Below are 14131 nucleotides of genomic sequence, written 5' to 3' on the forward strand. Positions count from 1 at the left end.
GCCGTCAGCGGGGGGCTCCTGTCAGCCGGGCCAGGTCAGCCGTCTCGCGCGGCGGAGCACCCGGCGCGCCGAGCCGCCAGGACGTCACCCACGGCACGCGGTACACGTCGATGACCGACTCCAGGGCCCTGACCCGCTGGGCGAGCGGGCGCGGCAGCCGGCCCGGGGCGTCCGCCACGAGGACGACGGCGTCCAGGTCGAGCCCCGGCGGAGCCTGACCGCGCCGGAAGAGCTCCACCGCCCCGGCGACCGAGTCCAGCCCGGCCGCGTGCGTCCGGGCGACCAGCAGCACCGACGGGGGATCGCCGGGCCGGGGCCAGGACCGGCCGCTGTCATGGCCGCCGTAGACCGCCGCGAGGGTGGAGACGCCCGCGCCGCCGTGCGTGCCGACGAAGGAGAAGCGCCGCCCCGCCGCATGGGCGTGCGCGGGCTCCGGCCGCCCCGGATCCGGGGTGGTCACCGGTCCGCGCAGCCAGATCTCCGGTCCCTGTCGCATGCCTGTGTGCATGCCCCTCTCCTCCCTCGTACGCCCGCACCTCATGCCCTCCGCCACGACCGCGCCGGGGCCGGCGGCCCTTGGGACGAGCCTGTGACACCGTGGTGACGTGAGAAACGGGGGCGAGCGGACACACTCGACAGTAGGTGTACGACGCCCAGTGAGGGGACGATGTCGCGACTCAGCCGCGAGAAGAAGCGGGAACAGAAGCAGGCCGCACGCGCGGCGACCCCGGCGGCGCCGATCGACGTCCACGTCCCCGGGCCCGGAACGGACGCGGGAGGGGGAGCCGGCGGGATGTCCGGCGGTGCCTCCGTCGGCGGCGTCGTCGTCCACGCGGCCCCCGGTGAGGAGATCCAGCGGGCCGTCCTGAACCGGCTCCACCACATCGCCCTCGCCACCGGCCACCCCGTCCTCGCCACGATCCACGACGAGCGCATCGGCTACGTCGTCCCGCTCCAGGTCGACCCGGACGGCTCCAGCCGCTTCACGGCCGAGCCGATCGCCACCACCCCGCCGGCACGGCAGCACCCCGGCAGCGACGCCGCTCCGACGCCGCCCGTGCGTCAACCGGCCGGCGGAGGTGTCCCAGCGCCGCCACCGCAGCACGCCGTCGGCGACGCCGCACCGGCACCGCAGCACCCCGGGGGCGATGCCGCACCGTCACGACCGGCACCGCAGCACCCCCGGAACGACGCCGACGCGTTCCCGGCCGGACCGCAGCACCTCCGAAGCGGCGGCGCCGCGACCCCGCCCGAGCCGCAGCCCGCACCGCCCTCGCCGGGTGACAGCGCGACGCACGTGCTGCGTCGCGCGTCGGGGCCCGCCCGGGGCTCGACCCCGACGTTCCCGCTGCGGGCGGTGCCCGAGCCGCAGCGAGCCGATGAACCCGTGCCGACGTTCGAGCTGCGGGCCGTACCGGAGGTCACGGAGCCCGCGCCCGAGGACGCGCCACCGGCCCCGGATCCGGCGACGCCGCCCGGTACCGTCGCGCCGCCCGTCGGTGCGTTCGGGCCGCCCCCGCCCATGGACGCGAGGCCGCTGCCGGTCCCCGAAGCCCCTCCGGCTCCGCGGGCCCGACCGGTCCCCCAGGACGCCCTGCTCGCCGCCGACCCCGACCCCAAGCCCACGCCCCCGCGCGGTTTCGACGCCGTCGCGGAGGCCGTGCTCGGGGACGAACCCCTCACCGCCCCGGGTGACCCCGCCGCGCCCGCGCTCCTGGCGGAGCCGGTCGGGCGGATCAACGAGGCGGTGAAGGAGGGCCGGATCGACTCCGCCGCCCAACTGGCCGAGCAGACCGTCGCGCAGGCGTCGGGGACGCTGGGGCCGGAGCACCCCGAGGTGCTCCGGCTGCGCGAACTCAACGCGTACATCGCCTACTTGGCGGGTGACCCGCTCCGTGCCTGCCGGCTGTCGCTCGACCTGGCCGGCGCCCGCCGCCGGGCCGGCGACGCGGAGGCCGCCTACGGCAACGTGGAGAGCGCGGCCACCGCCTGGCGCGCGGTGCGCGACCCGGCGCCGGGGCTGGAACTGGGGCGCGAGCTGATCGGCCTGTGGACGGAGCTCGCCGCCGAGGACGGCCCGGCCGCCGAGGAGGTCGAGCAACTGGAGTCGGCCCGCGCCCGCATGGGCCGCCTCACCGAACGCGCCCGCCGGCAGTAGGCGTGGCCCGCGAGGGCTACTCCGACAGCTCCCACACCGCGTACGCGAGGGCGTCGCTGTTGCGGTTCAGGGCGGTGTCGTTGATGTTGGCGGTGGTGTCGCAGGAGGAGTGGTAGCAGCGGTCGAAGGCCCGGCCGGCCGTTCCGCCCCACTTGGCCGCCTGCGCCGACGTCATCGTCCGGCTGGCCCCGGTGAACAGACCGCCCACCGGCACGCCCGCGCTCTTGAAGGGCGCGTGGTCGGAGCGTCCGTCGCCCTCGGTCTCGATCTCGGTCGGGACGCCGATGCCGCCGAAGTAGTCCTTGAAGGTCTTCTCGATCGCCGGGTCGTCGTCGTAGACGAAGTAGCCCGGGTTCGGCGAGCCGATCATGTCGAAGTTCAGATAGGCGCTGATCCTCGAACGGTCGCCGGTGGTCAGCCGGTTGACGTAGGAGCGGGAGCCGACCAGGCCGAGCTCCTCCGCGCCCCACCAGGCGAACCGCAGGTGCTTGGTGGGTTTGTACTGCGCCCGCGACACCGCCAGGGCGGTCTCCAGGACGGCGGCCGAGCCGGAGCCGTTGTCGTTGATGCCGGGCCCCAAGGTGACGCTGTCGAGGTGCGAGCCGGCCATCACGACCTGGTTCGCGTCGCCGCCGGGCCAGTCGGCGATCAGGTTGTAGCCGGTGCGGCTCGACGCGGTGAACTGCTGGATCGTGGTGGTGTATCCGGCCGCGTCCAGCTTGGCCTTCAGGTAGTCGAGCGAGGCCTTGTAACCGGCCCGGCCGTGCGCCCGGTTGCCGCCGTTGGCGGTGGCTATGGACTGGAGCTGGGACAGGTGGGCCTTGACGTTCACCACGGGTATGTCCGGCGCGGCGGCCGCTCTGGAGGGAGCGGGGGACGCGGCGTCGGCCACGGCACCGCCGGTCAGGAGCACGGCTGTCGCCATGCCTCCCGCCGCGACGGCGCGCGCGGAAACGGAGAGCTTCATGTGGGGGCTCCGGATTCCGTCGGGCGGCCCGTGGGGTGTCCACGGGCCGCCCACAGTGAATGGGGTGCCTGGATGGTGAAGCTGGGACTGACTCTCCGTCAAGGTCCGTATTCGGCCAGGGCGTTACGGAGTGCGGGTCTCCGCAGCCGGCGTCACTGCACGCAGAACTCGTTCCCCTCGGGGTCCGCCATGAGCGCCCACTCGCCGCCCTGCTCCTTCACCCTCCGCAGCACACTCGCGCCGAGCCCCTCCAGCCGTGCGACCTCCTCGTCGCGCCGTCCCTCGCCCGGGTGCAGATCGAGGTGCAGCCGGTTCTTGACCGTCTTCTCCTCCGGCACCCGCTGGAACAGCAGCCGCCGCCCGAGCCCGGTCCCGCTCTCCTCGTCGAACGGGTCCCCGGGGTGCCGTACCGCGATCAGGTCCCGGAAGGCGCGACGGCCGTGGAAGTCGACCGTGGCCTCCTCGGGCAGGGCGCCGAAGCCGAGCAGCTTCCCGATCAGGGCGCTGTTGTCCTCGACCTCGTAATGGAGGGCGGCGGCCCAGAACTCGGCCTGGGAGTGCGGGTCGCTCGCGTCGATGACGACTTTGAAGTGCACGGGTGCGGGGGAGGCGGGTGTCTGCGTCATGTAACCAGTTATACTGGTTAGGTGAGTGGACGCGCAGGGGAAACGCCGGACCGCCCGCCCGGCCTGACGCTGGTCTCGCACGAGGGCAAGCCCTACCGCTTCGACCCCGGCACCCTGTGCCTGGAGCTGACGGCCACGGGCGGCCCCGGCGCCTTCGCCCGCTGGGAAGTGCTGCACGAACCTGCCGACCTGATCACCTGGGCCGGGCGCAGCCGGCTGGCGGACGGGCTCGACCTCACCGTCTCCACCGCGGAGCTGGAACGGGTGCGCACCCTGCGCGACGCCGTGTTCCTGCTCGCCGCCGCCCGGGCCCACGGCCGCCCCCTGGTGGCCGCCCACCTGGACGTCGTCAACGCCGCGGCGGCCGGGCCCCCGCTGGTCGCCCGTATCGAACCGGGCGGCATCCGCTCCTGGGCCCCGGGCGCGACCGGCGCCCACCTGCTCTCCACCGTCGCCCGGGACGCGATCGACCTGTTCACCGGGCCCTTCGCCGACCGGGTGCGCGAGTGCGGCGCCCACGACTGCCGGCTGCTCTTCGTCGACACCTCACGCCCGGGCCGCCGCCGCTGGTGTGCGATGGAGCACTGCGGCAACCGCGAGAAGGTCCGGGCGCACCGCGCCCGCCACGCCCCTACGAAGCCGTAGTCTCCGCGTCCTGGGCCACGCGGGTGTCGTACGCGGACCGCGCCGCCGCGATCTCCTCCTGGTGCCTCTCCGTCCAGGTCACCAGGGACTGGATCGTGGTGTGCAGCGTCCTGCCGAGGGAGGTCAGTTCGTACTCGACCCGCGGGGGCACCACCGGATACACCGTCCGCTTCACCAGGCCGTCCCGCTCCAGCGAGCGCAGGGTCACCGTCAGCATGCGCTGGCTGACCCCGTCGATCTCCCGGCGCAGCTCGGTGAAGCGCAGCCGCCGGTTCTCCAGCAGCGCGATGACCAGCAGCGACCACTTGTCGGCGATCCGGTCGAGGATCTGCCGCACCTGGCAGTCCTCCCGGGTGTCCCACTGGAAGGGATCGGCGTCGCCGTAATCAACGGTGCTCTCGCAGTGACTCGGTGACTTCGAAGTGCCTTCTTCCATGTCTGTCGATGCTGCCGCAGGGTGGGCGGTGGTTACAAGAGGGAACCGACCCTCACTTGCGTAACCGCCCTTTACCGGAGGAGTGTTGACTCATGGGCACCCGTGCCTGGGCGCTGCTGCTCGTTCTGTGCGGAACGATCTTCCTCGAAGGCATCGACGTCGCGATGATGGCGGTGGCGATCCCGGCCGTCCGCGCCGATCTCCACCTGACCACCGGCACCGCGGCCTGGGTGATGAGCGCCTACGTGCTCGGTTACGCCGGCTTCACCCTGCTGGGCGGCCGCGCCGCCGACCTGCTCGGCCGGCGGCGGATGTTCCTGCTCTGGCTGACCGTCTTCCTCGCCTTCTCGGGGCTCGGCGGCCTGGCCACGGAGGGCTGGATGCTGATCGTCGCCCGGTTCGTCACGGGCGTCGCCGCCGCGTTCATGACCCCGGCCGCGCTCTCCCTGATCACCACGTCGTACGAGGAGGGCCCGCAGCGCAACAAGGCCCTGCTGGTCTTCGCCGGAACGGGCGCGGCCGGTTTCTCCCTCGGCCTGGTCATCGGCGGACTGCTCACCGAGATCGGCTGGCGCTGGGTGTTCTTCGCGCCCGTCCTGCTGGCCGCCGCGCTGCTCGTCACGGCCGTACGCCTGATCCCCGGGCGCGACGCCCCGCCGCGCCGCCGGCGCACCTTCGACCTGCCCGGCGCGATCACCGCCGCCGGCGCCATGCTGCTGGCCGCCTACACCGTCGTCCGCCTGGAGCACGGCCTGCACGACTGGCCGCTCACCCTGGCCTCGGGCCTCGCGGCCGTGCTCCTTGCCGGTGCCTTCGTCGTGGTCGAGCGCCGCTGCCCCGACCCGCTCGTCCGGCTCGCCCTGCTGCGCAAGGGCCCGGTGGTGCGTGCCGACCTGGGGGCGCTGCTCTTCCTCGGGGCGTTCTTCGGCTTCCAGTTCGTCGTCACGCTCTACTTGCAGGAACTGCGCGGCTGGTCGTCCCTTCAGACGGCGGTGGCCCTGGTCGTCATGGGCATCGACGCCGTCCTCGCGCCGACGCTCACACCCAGACTGGTCACCCGCTTCGGCAACGCCCGGGTGATCACCGGCGGTTTCGTCCTGGCCGTGGCCGCGTACGCGCTGTTCCTGCCGGTCGGCATGGACTGGTCCTACGCCATGATGTTCCCGACCCTGCTGCTGTCCGGCTTCGCGTTCGCCCTGGCCTACGGGCCGCTGACGATCGCGGCGACGGACGGGGTCGCGGGGGCGGAGCAGGGTCTGGCGGGCGGACTGCTGACCACCGCCACCCAGTTCGGGTCGGCGATCGGCATCTCGGCGGTGACCGCGGTCTACGGCCTGGCGTCCACCGGGTCCGGTCCCGAGGCCACGCTGTCGGCGTTCCGCGCGGCACTGACCGTGCCGGTCGCCCTGGTGGTGCTGGGCACGCTCATCTCGCTGGTGAGTGTGCGCGAGGCCCGGCGGGCGGTGCGCAACGCGTCCCAGGTGAGCAGCGTCAACGCCAGCCAGACCAGCGCGAACCCGGCCCAGCGCTCCGGCGGCATCTCCTCGTGGAAGTAGAAGATGCCGAGCAGGAACTGGAGGACCGGCGTCGAGTACTGCAACAGGCCGATGGTGGACAGGGGCACACGGATGGCGGCCGCGCCGAAGCAGACCAGGGGCAGCGCGGTGACGATGCCGGCCGAGGCCAGCAGCGCCGCGTGCCCCGCGCCCTCACCGGTGAAGGTGGAGCCGCCCCGCGCGGTCAGCCAGGCCAGGAAGGCGAGGGCGGGCAGGAACTGGATCGCGGTCTCGGCGGCCAGCGACTCGATGCCGCCGAGGCCCACCTTCTTCTTCACCAGCCCGTAGGTGGCGAACGAGAAGGCGAGGCAGAGCGAGATCCAGGGGGGGCGGCCGTAGCCGACGGTCAGCACGACGACCGCGGCGCAGCCGGTCCCGACCGCCGCCCACTGCACCGGGCGCAGCCGCTCCTTCAGCAGCAGCACCCCCATCGCGATGGTGACCAGCGGGTTGATGAAGTACCCGAGCGAGGCCTCGACGACGTGTCCGGAGTTCACGGCCCAGATGTACAGGCCCCAGTTGACGGTGATGACCGCCGCGGCGACCGTGATCAGCGCCAGTTTGCGCGGCTGCCGCACCAGCTCGCCGGCCCAGGCCCAGCGGCGCAGCACCAGCAGGGCGGCGCCCACGAAGACCAGCGACCACACCATCCGGTGGGCCAGGATCTCCGCCGCGCCGGCCGGCTTCAGCAGGGGCCAGAACAGGGGGACGAGGCCCCACATCCCGTAGGCCGCGAAGCCGTTCAGCAGTCCTATGTGCCGCTCACCCCTCGGCTTGCCGGTCACGGGCCCCTCCTTCGCGCCTTGCGTGTGTCCGCGTGCTCGACGGTAACGCCGAGCGCCCCCGGCTGTCATGCCCGTATCGGCATACGGTCATGACAGTCCGGGGGTGGCGGGGCGAGGCGGGGTCAGCTCTTGAGCGCCGCGGCGATGGCCTCGGAGAACGGGGTGGTGGGGCGGCCGGTCAGCCGGGACAGGTCGCCGCCGGTAACGACCAGTTCGCCCTTCTCGATGGAGGCGTCCACGCCCGCGAGGATCTGCGCGAACGGCTCGGGCAGGCCGGCGCCGGTCAGGATGCCGACGAGGGCGTCGGGGGAGACGGCGTGGTAGGCGATCTCCTTGCCGGTCTGCCGGCTCAGCTCGGCCGCGTACTCGGCGAAGCTCCAGGCGGTGTCGCCGCCCAGCTCGTAGGTCTTGTTCTCGTGTCCCTCGCCGGTCAGCACGGCGACGGCGGCGGCGGCGTAGTCGGCGCGGGCGGCGGAGGAGACCTTGCCCTCGCCGGCCGCGGCGACGACCGCGTTGTGCTCCAGCACCGGGGCGAGGTTCTCGGTGTAGTTCTCGTGGTACCAGCCGTTGCGCAGCAGGGCGTAGGGGACACCGGAGTCCAGCAGGAGCTCCTCGGTGCCGCGGTGGTCGTCGGCGAGCGCGGCCGTCAGGGTGCCCGGGGCGCTGGTGTAGGCGAGCAGGGCGACACCGGCGGCCTTGGCGGCGTCGATGACGACCTTGTGCTGCCGCACGCGGCCCTTGTCGAACTCGTTGCCAGAGATCAGCAGCACCTTGTCGCCGGCGGAGAACAGGCCGTCGAAGGAGGAGGGGGTGTTGTAGTCGGCGAGCGCGATCTTCACCCCGCGGGCCGCGAAGTCGGCGGCCTTCTCCGCGGTCCGCGCGACCGCCGTGATCTGCTCGGCGGGGACCTTCTCCAGCAGCTGCTCCACGACGTGGCGGCCGAGCTGTCCGGTGGCTCCGGTGACGATGATGCTCATGGTGAGGACTCTCCTTGTGGGGTGCGTTGACACTAACCCTAAGAGATGCGCTAACTCTTGGAAAGTACCCACTTTGAAGTAAGGTACTGGCATGGCGGTAAGTGAGAACGAAGCCCTGTGCCCGTACCGGCTGGTCCTGGAGCATGTGACCAGCCGCTGGGGCGTGCTCGTCCTGATCGAGCTCCTGGACCGCCCGTACCGGTTCAGCGAGCTGCGCCGGGCGATCGGCTCCTACGGCGGCCGGGGCGTCAGCGAGAAGATGCTCACCCAGACCCTCCAGACGCTGGAGCGCGACGGCCTGGTCCACCGCGACGCCAAGCCGGTCATCCCGCCGCGCGTCGACTACTCCCTGACGGGCCTGGGCCGCGAGGCGGCCGAGCAGGTGCGGGGGCTCGCGGCGTGGACGCACCGGCGGATGGACGAGGTGGAGAAGGCGAGGCGGGCCTACGACGAGGCCCGGGCCGCCTCGTAGCGGTCCGGGCCTCTCGGTGCCGGTCTCTCGGTGTCGCCGTCGCTCAGCCGACGACCGTCCAGGTGTCGCCGCCGGCCAGCAGCGCGCCCAGGTCGCCCTTGCCGTGCTGCTCGACCGCGGTGTCGAGCTGGTCGGCCATCTGGGTGTCGTAGACGGGCCGGTCCACCGAGCGCAGCACACCGATCGGCGTGTGGTGCAGGGTGTCCGGATCGGCGAGCCGGGACAGCGCGAACGCCGTGGTCGGGGACGGCGAGTGCGCGTCGTGGACGAGCACCTGGTCCTCGTTGTCCGGCGTCACCGCCACCACCTTCAGATCACCGGTGAGCGGGTCCCGCACGACGCCCTTGCCCTGGTCCGCGCCGAAGCGGATCGGCTTGCCGTGCTCCAGCCGGATCACGGCGTCCTCGGCCTGCTGCTTGTCCTTCAGCGCGTCGAAGGCGCCGTCGTTGAAGATGTTGCAGTTCTGGTAGATCTCGATCAGAGCCGTGCCCTGGTGGGCGGAGGCCTGGCGCAGCACCTCGGTGAGGTGCTTGCGGTCGGAGTCCACCGTCCGCGCCACGAACGACGCCTCCGCGCCGATCGCCAGCGACACCGGGTTGAAGGGCGCGTCCAGCGAGCCCATCGGCGTCGACTTGGTGATCTTCCCGACCTCGGAGGTCGGCGAGTACTGGCCCTTGGTCAGACCGTAGATCCGGTTGTTGAACAGCAGGATCTTGAGGTTGACGTTGCGCCGCAGCGCGTGGATCAGGTGGTTGCCGCCGATCGACAGCGCGTCGCCGTCACCGGTGACCACCCACACCGACAGGTCCCGGCGCGAGCTCGCGAGCCCCGTGGCGATGGCGGGCGCGCGGCCGTGGATGGAGTGCATCCCGTAGGTGTTCATGTAGTACGGGAAACGGGAGGAGCAGCCGATGCCCGAGACGAAGACGATGTTCTCCTTCGCCAGCCCCAGCTCCGGCATGAAGCCCTGCACCGCGGCGAGAATGGCGTAGTCGCCGCAGCCGGGGCACCAGCGCACTTCCTGGTCGGACTTGAAGTCCTTCATCGACTGCCTGCCCTCGGCCTTGGGGACCAGGGACAGCGCCTCGACGGTGCGGGTGCCTGTCGTGGACGTCTCAGCCATCGATGGCCTCCTTCAGAGCCGCGGCGAGCTGCTCCGCCTTGAACGGCATGCCGTTGACCTGGTTGTACGACTGGGCGTCGACCAGGTACTTCGCCCGGATGAGCGTGGCGAGCTGCCCGAGGTTCATCTCGGGGACCACCACCTTGTCGTAACGCTCCAGCACCGAGCCCAGATTCCGCGGGAAGGGGTTCAGGTGGCGCAGATGCGCCTGCGCTACGGACTCCCCGGCCCGGCGCAGCCGCCGCACCGCCGCCGTGATCGGCCCGTACGTCGAGCCCCAGCCCAGCACCAGCGTCCTGGCTCCGTCCGGGTCGTCCACCTCGACGTCCGGGACGTCGATACCGTCGATCTTCGCCTGCCGGGTGCGCACCATGAAGTCGTGGTTGGCCGGGTCGTAGGAGATGTTGCCCGAACCGTCCTGCTTCTCGATGCCGCCGATCCGGTGCTCCAGACCCGGCGTGCCCGGGATCGCCCAGGGACGCGCCAGCGTCTGCGGGTCCCGCTTGTACGGCCAGAACACCTCCGAACCGTCGTCCAGCGTGTGATTCGGGCCCTGCGCGAACTGCACCCGCAGGTCGGGCAGCTCCTCGACGTCCGGGATGCGCCAGGGCTCGGAACCGTTGGCCAGATAGCCGTCGGACAGCAGGAACACCGGCGTCCGGTACGTCAGCGCGATCCGCGCCGCCTCCAGCGCGGCGTCGAAGCAGTCCGCCGGGGTGCGCGGCGCGACCACCGGCACCGGCGCCTCGCCGTTGCGCCCGAACATCGCCTGGAGCAGGTCCGCCTGCTCGGTCTTGGTGGGCAGACCCGTCGACGGGCCACCGCGCTGGATGTCCACGATCAGCAGCGGCAGCTCCAGCGAGACCGCGAGACCGATGGTCTCCGACTTCAGCGCCACCCCCGGACCGCTCGTCGTCGTCACGGCCAGCGACCCGCCGAAGGCAGCGCCCAGAGCGGCCCCGATGCCGGCGATCTCGTCCTCCGCCTGGAAGGTCCGCACACCGAAGTTCTTGTGCCGGCTCAGCTCGTGCAGGATGTCGGAGGCCGGAGTGATCGGGTACGACCCCAGATACAGCGGCAGATCCGCCTGCCGCGAGGCGGCGATCAGCCCGTAGGACAGGGCGAGGTTGCCGGAGATGTTGCGGTAGACACCCGGCGGGAACGCCGTGGCTGCCGGGGCGACCTCGTAGGAGACCGCGAAGTCCTCCGTCGTCTCGCCGAAGTTCCAGCCCGCCCGGAACGCCGCGATGTTGGCCGCCGCGATGTCGGGCTTCTTGGCGAACTTCGACTTCAGGAACTTCTCCGTGCCCTCGGTGGGCCGGTGGTACATCCAGCTCAGCAGACCCAGCGCGAACATGTTCTTGCTGCGCTCGGCCTCCTTGCGGCTGAGGTCGAACTCCTTCAGCGCCTCGACCGTCAGCGTGGTCAGCGGCACCGGGTGCAGGTGGTAGCCGTCCAGCGAGCCGTCCTCCAGCGGCGACGTGTCGTAGCCGACCTTCTGCATCGCCCGCTTGGTGAACTCGTCCGTGTTGACGATCACCTCGGCGCCGCGCGGCAGGTCGCCGATGTTCGCCTTCAGGGCCGCCGGGTTCATCGCCACCAGCACGTTCGGCGCGTCGCCGGGGGTGAGGATGTCGTGGTCGGCGAAGTGCAGCTGGAAGGACGACACACCCGGCAGCGTCCCCGCGGGCGCCCTGATCTCGGCCGGGAAGTTCGGCAGGGTCGACAGGTCGTTGCCGAACGACGCGGTCTCCGAGGTGAAACGGTCACCGGTGAGCTGCATACCGTCACCCGAGTCCCCCGCGAACCTGATGATCACCCGGTCCAGGCGCCGGACGTCCTTCGCGCCCGCCGCTTTGCGCTGCTCCCCTACGACTGCTCCGTCGGCCTGCTCCGCTGGGCTACTGACCTGGCTGGTCACTGAACTGGACCTCCCTCGAGGCGGCTGTCCGGGACAGGCCTTCCCGCAGGCCGTCCCAGGATCAACCCTACGACCGCAAGGGCCGCGTTCTTCGGGTCATTCGCATCTTGGACACGACTTTGGGACGGTTGTCCCGTCCGGACTTGTCAGGATTTCCCGATGTCAGGAGTTGAGATACGTCAGCACCGCCAGGACCCGGCGGTGATCGCCCTCGCTCGGGGACAGCCCCAGCTTCAGGAAGATGTTGCTGACGTGCTTCTCGACCGCTCCGTCACTGACGACGAGCTGCCGCGCGATCGCCGAGTTCGTGCGTCCCTCGGCCATCAGCCCCAGCACCTCGCGCTCCCTCGGGGTGAGCCCCGCGAGCACGTCCTGCTTACGGCTGCGGCCCAGCAACTGCGCGACCACCTCCGGGTCGAGGGCCGTCCCGCCCTCGGCCACCCGCACCACCGCGTCCACGAACTCCCGCACCTCCGCGACCCGGTCCTTCAGCAGGTAACCGACGCCCCGGCTGGAGCCCGCGAGCAGCTCCGTGGCGTAGCGCTCCTCCACGTACTGCGACAGCACCAGCACCCCGAGCCCCGGGTGCGCCTTGCGCAGCTGCACCGCCGCCCGCACTCCCTCGTCCGTGTGCGTCGGCGGCATCCGCACGTCCGCGACGACCACGTCGGGCAGCTCGCCCGCCGCGTCCAGCTCGGTGATGGTCTTGATCAGCGCCTGGCCGTCACCCACACCGGCGACGACGTCGTGCCCGCGGTCGGTCAGCAGCCGGGTCAGGCCCTCCCTGAGCAGCACTGAATCCTCGGCGATGACCACTCGCACCCTGTCCTCCACGATGTCCGGCCCCCCACAGCCCGATGCCGCCCGTGCGCAGCCCACAACGGCTCCGCCCACCCGTGCGACGGGTCCAGCATTTCAGGGTCGGGCGGTGAATGGGGACGGGACCGGCTTCTTGCCCGGCCGATCGGGCGCAGGGGAAAAGCCCTGAGGCCGGAGGTGAAGCCCCCCGGCCCTGTCACAGCGCGCGGGAGCCGGGCCCCCGCCGACGGTCAGCGCACGTGCTGCCCCCGCCACGGCAGCTCGGCGGTCACCCGGGTCGGCCCGCCCGCCGGCGAGTCCACCACCAGGACCCCGTCCACCGCGTCGAGCCGCTCCGCGAGCCCCGCCAGACCGGACCCCCGGGAGGCGTCGGCCCCGCCCACGCCGTTGTCCACGACCTGGAGCATCAGCCGGTTCTCCGTGCGCCACACCTCCACGCCCGCCCAGGTGGCCCGGGCGTGCTTGCTGACGTTCTGGAGCAGCTCCGACACCGTGAAGTACGCGATCCCCTCGATCGCCGGCGCCGGCCGCTCCGCCAGGTCGACCTCGACCCGTACCGGCACCGTGCACCGCGACGCCACCGACGACAGCGCCGCGTCCAGCCCCCGGTCCGTCAGCACCGCCGGGTGGATCCCCCGGGCCAGGTCCCGCAGCTCCTGGAGTGCCGTCTTCACCTCGCCGTGCGCCTCGTCCACCATCCGCGCGGCCGTCTCCGGGTCCTCGTGGAGCTTTTCCTTCGCCATCCCCAGATCCATGGCCAGCGCCACCAGCCGGGCCTGCGCCCCGTCGTGCAGATCCCGCTCGATGCGCCGCAGGTCGGCCGCGGCCGTGTCGACCACGACCCCCCGGTCCGACTCCAGCTCCACCACCCGCGAGACCAGCCGCGACGGCCCGAGCAGCCCGTGCACCATGAGCCGGTCCACCATCGTCAGCGCCCGCACGATCCACGGCGAGGCGATCGTGAACAGCAGACCCACCAGCGCGGTCACCGTGATCTCGAACGGGTTGTCGAGGTAGATCCGGTGCGCCCCGTCGCCGTACAGCTGGATCCCCCCACCACCCGCGTACATCGGGAACACCCAGAACCACAGCGGGTACGTCAGCAGCGCCAAGCCCAGCACCCAGACGTTCACGGCGACGACGAAGGAGAACACCGCCCAGGGCAGCTGGAGCACCGCGTAGAGCAGGGCCCGCCAGGAGGCGCCGCTCTTGAGGACGGCCCCCATCCACGCCAGGGCGCCCGGCTTGCGCATCCGCAGCGGATCCGGCTCGGCCACCTCAAGACCCAGCAGTGCCCGCGCCCGCGCCCGCTCCAACGCCCCGATCCCGCGGCACCCGGCGAGCGCCACCGCCAGCACCGGAACGCCCAGGAACGTGATCAGCAGGCCTACGCCCAGGGACACCATCGTGACCGCGTAGGTGAACAGAAGGATGCTGATCGGCAGGCTGAGCAGCACGTGGGTGAGCTCCAGCCAGCTGCGGCGCTCGACCGGCGCCCGCAGCGCGGCGGGCAGCCGGCGCCACCGTTCGGTGCTCCCGGGGTGTCCGGACCCGCTGTCCAGCCCGTATCCCTGTCCGTACTCCGTGGCCATCGGCGTCGTCCTTCTCCTCGTCCTACGGCTGTGCTCCGGTATCCCCACCCTCCT

General features: G+C 72.0%; 13 protein-coding genes and 1 pseudogene. 4 read left to right on the top strand and 10 right to left on the bottom strand.

The annotated features are described in order from the left end of the window. Positions 1-4 precede the first annotated feature (4 nt). Positions 5-508, bottom strand: a complete 504-nt coding sequence (locus AB0I06_RS24640; protein ID WP_363121008.1) for a DUF6668 family protein — start codon at positions 506-508, stop codon at positions 5-7. A gap of 159 nt (positions 509-667) precedes the next feature. On the opposite strand from AB0I06_RS24640, the gene AB0I06_RS24645 reads away from it, so the two are divergent. Beyond that, positions 668-2158, top strand: a complete 1491-nt coding sequence (locus AB0I06_RS24645; protein ID WP_363121009.1) for a tetratricopeptide repeat protein — start codon at positions 668-670, stop codon at positions 2156-2158. A 16-nt stretch (positions 2159-2174) separates the two neighbouring features. On the opposite strand, the gene AB0I06_RS24650 is transcribed toward AB0I06_RS24645, so the two are convergent. Next, positions 2175-3125: a M28 family metallopeptidase gene (locus AB0I06_RS24650; RefSeq protein ID WP_363121010.1), complete on the bottom strand. Its 951-nt coding sequence runs from the start codon at positions 3123-3125 to the stop codon at positions 2175-2177. 152 nt (positions 3126-3277) lie between these two features. Beyond that, positions 3278-3751, bottom strand: coding sequence for a VOC family protein (locus tag AB0I06_RS24655; RefSeq protein WP_363121011.1), 474 nt, complete (start codon positions 3749-3751; stop codon positions 3278-3280). A gap of 21 nt (positions 3752-3772) precedes the next feature. Between AB0I06_RS24655 and AB0I06_RS24660 the strand changes: the two genes are divergently transcribed. Continuing rightward, complete coding sequence (locus AB0I06_RS24660; RefSeq protein WP_363121012.1) at positions 3773-4396, top strand: CGNR zinc finger domain-containing protein; 624 nt, start codon at positions 3773-3775, stop codon at positions 4394-4396. Here the strand turns inward: AB0I06_RS24660 and AB0I06_RS24665 are convergent. Further along, on the bottom strand, positions 4383-4832 hold the full coding sequence (locus AB0I06_RS24665; protein WP_363121013.1) for a helix-turn-helix domain-containing protein: 450 nt from the start codon (positions 4830-4832) through the stop codon (positions 4383-4385). The genes AB0I06_RS24660 and AB0I06_RS24665 overlap by 14 nt on opposite strands. Before the next feature lie 92 nt (positions 4833-4924). Here AB0I06_RS24665 and AB0I06_RS24670 point away from each other — a divergent pair, with 92 nt between their 5' ends. Continuing rightward, entirely contained in the window at positions 4925-6388 is a 1464-nt protein-coding gene (locus AB0I06_RS24670; protein ID WP_363121014.1) for an MFS transporter, read from the top strand. On the opposite strand, the pseudogene rarD reads toward AB0I06_RS24670, so the two are convergent. Next, positions 6373-7242: pseudogene (gene rarD, locus AB0I06_RS24675) on the bottom strand (EamA family transporter RarD); the annotation flags it as partial. The gene AB0I06_RS24670 and the pseudogene rarD sit on opposite strands and share 16 nt — an antisense overlap. Before the next feature lie 53 nt (positions 7243-7295). After that, entirely contained in the window at positions 7296-8150 is an 855-nt protein-coding gene (locus AB0I06_RS24680) for an SDR family oxidoreductase (protein WP_363121015.1), read from the bottom strand. Positions 8151-8241: 91 nt separating this feature from the next. On the opposite strand from AB0I06_RS24680, the gene AB0I06_RS24685 reads away from it, so the two are divergent. After that, positions 8242-8622, top strand: a complete 381-nt coding sequence (locus AB0I06_RS24685) for a helix-turn-helix domain-containing protein (RefSeq protein ID WP_363121016.1) — start codon at positions 8242-8244, stop codon at positions 8620-8622. Between the two features lie 43 nt (positions 8623-8665). Here the strand turns inward: AB0I06_RS24685 and AB0I06_RS24690 are convergent, their stop codons facing one another. From AB0I06_RS24690 to AB0I06_RS24705, 4 genes are all read right to left on the bottom strand, one after another. Then, positions 8666-9745 carry a 2-oxoacid:ferredoxin oxidoreductase subunit beta gene (locus tag AB0I06_RS24690; protein WP_363121017.1) on the bottom strand — a complete coding sequence of 360 codons (1080 nt, stop codon included), beginning with the start codon at positions 9743-9745 and terminating at the stop codon, positions 8666-8668. After that, complete coding sequence (locus AB0I06_RS24695; RefSeq protein WP_363121018.1) at positions 9738-11666, bottom strand: 2-oxoacid:acceptor oxidoreductase subunit alpha; 1929 nt, start codon at positions 11664-11666, stop codon at positions 9738-9740. The genes AB0I06_RS24690 and AB0I06_RS24695 overlap by 8 nt, the downstream gene beginning before the upstream one ends. A 162-nt stretch (positions 11667-11828) precedes the next feature. Continuing rightward, the gene (locus AB0I06_RS24700; RefSeq protein ID WP_363121019.1) at positions 11829-12500 is read right to left on the bottom strand and encodes a response regulator transcription factor; all 672 of its coding nucleotides are present in this window, start codon (positions 12498-12500) and stop codon (positions 11829-11831) included. A gap of 215 nt (positions 12501-12715) precedes the next feature. After that, a complete protein-coding gene (locus tag AB0I06_RS24705; protein ID WP_363121020.1) occupies positions 12716-14077 on the bottom strand; it encodes a sensor domain-containing protein in 1362 nt (453 codons plus the stop codon). Positions 14078-14131: the final 54 nt, after the last annotated feature.

Origin of the sequence: Streptomyces sp. NPDC050674 (assembly GCF_040654575.1) — a bacterium.
Lineage (GTDB): Bacteria > Actinomycetota > Actinomycetes > Streptomycetales > Streptomycetaceae > Streptomyces.

Coding starts and splice junctions, on each gene's coding strand:
- AB0I06_RS24665 (WP_363121013.1), bottom strand. CDS start 4,832: ATGGAAGAAGGCACTTCGAAGTCACCGAGTCACTGCGAGAGCACCGTT.
- AB0I06_RS24680 (WP_363121015.1), bottom strand. CDS start 8,150: ATGAGCATCATCGTCACCGGAGCCACCGGACAGCTCGGCCGCCACGTC.
- AB0I06_RS24705 (WP_363121020.1), bottom strand. CDS start 14,077: ATGGCCACGGAGTACGGACAGGGATACGGGCTGGACAGCGGGTCCGGA.
- AB0I06_RS24640 (WP_363121008.1), bottom strand. CDS start 508: ATGCACACAGGCATGCGACAGGGACCGGAGATCTGGCTGCGCGGACCG.
- AB0I06_RS24645 (WP_363121009.1), top strand. CDS start 668: ATGTCGCGACTCAGCCGCGAGAAGAAGCGGGAACAGAAGCAGGCCGCA.
- AB0I06_RS24685 (WP_363121016.1), top strand. CDS start 8,242: ATGGCGGTAAGTGAGAACGAAGCCCTGTGCCCGTACCGGCTGGTCCTG.
- AB0I06_RS24655 (WP_363121011.1), bottom strand. CDS start 3,751: ATGACGCAGACACCCGCCTCCCCCGCACCCGTGCACTTCAAAGTCGTC.
- AB0I06_RS24670 (WP_363121014.1), top strand. CDS start 4,925: ATGGGCACCCGTGCCTGGGCGCTGCTGCTCGTTCTGTGCGGAACGATC.
- AB0I06_RS24650 (WP_363121010.1), bottom strand. CDS start 3,125: ATGAAGCTCTCCGTTTCCGCGCGCGCCGTCGCGGCGGGAGGCATGGCG.
- AB0I06_RS24690 (WP_363121017.1), bottom strand. CDS start 9,745: ATGGCTGAGACGTCCACGACAGGCACCCGCACCGTCGAGGCGCTGTCC.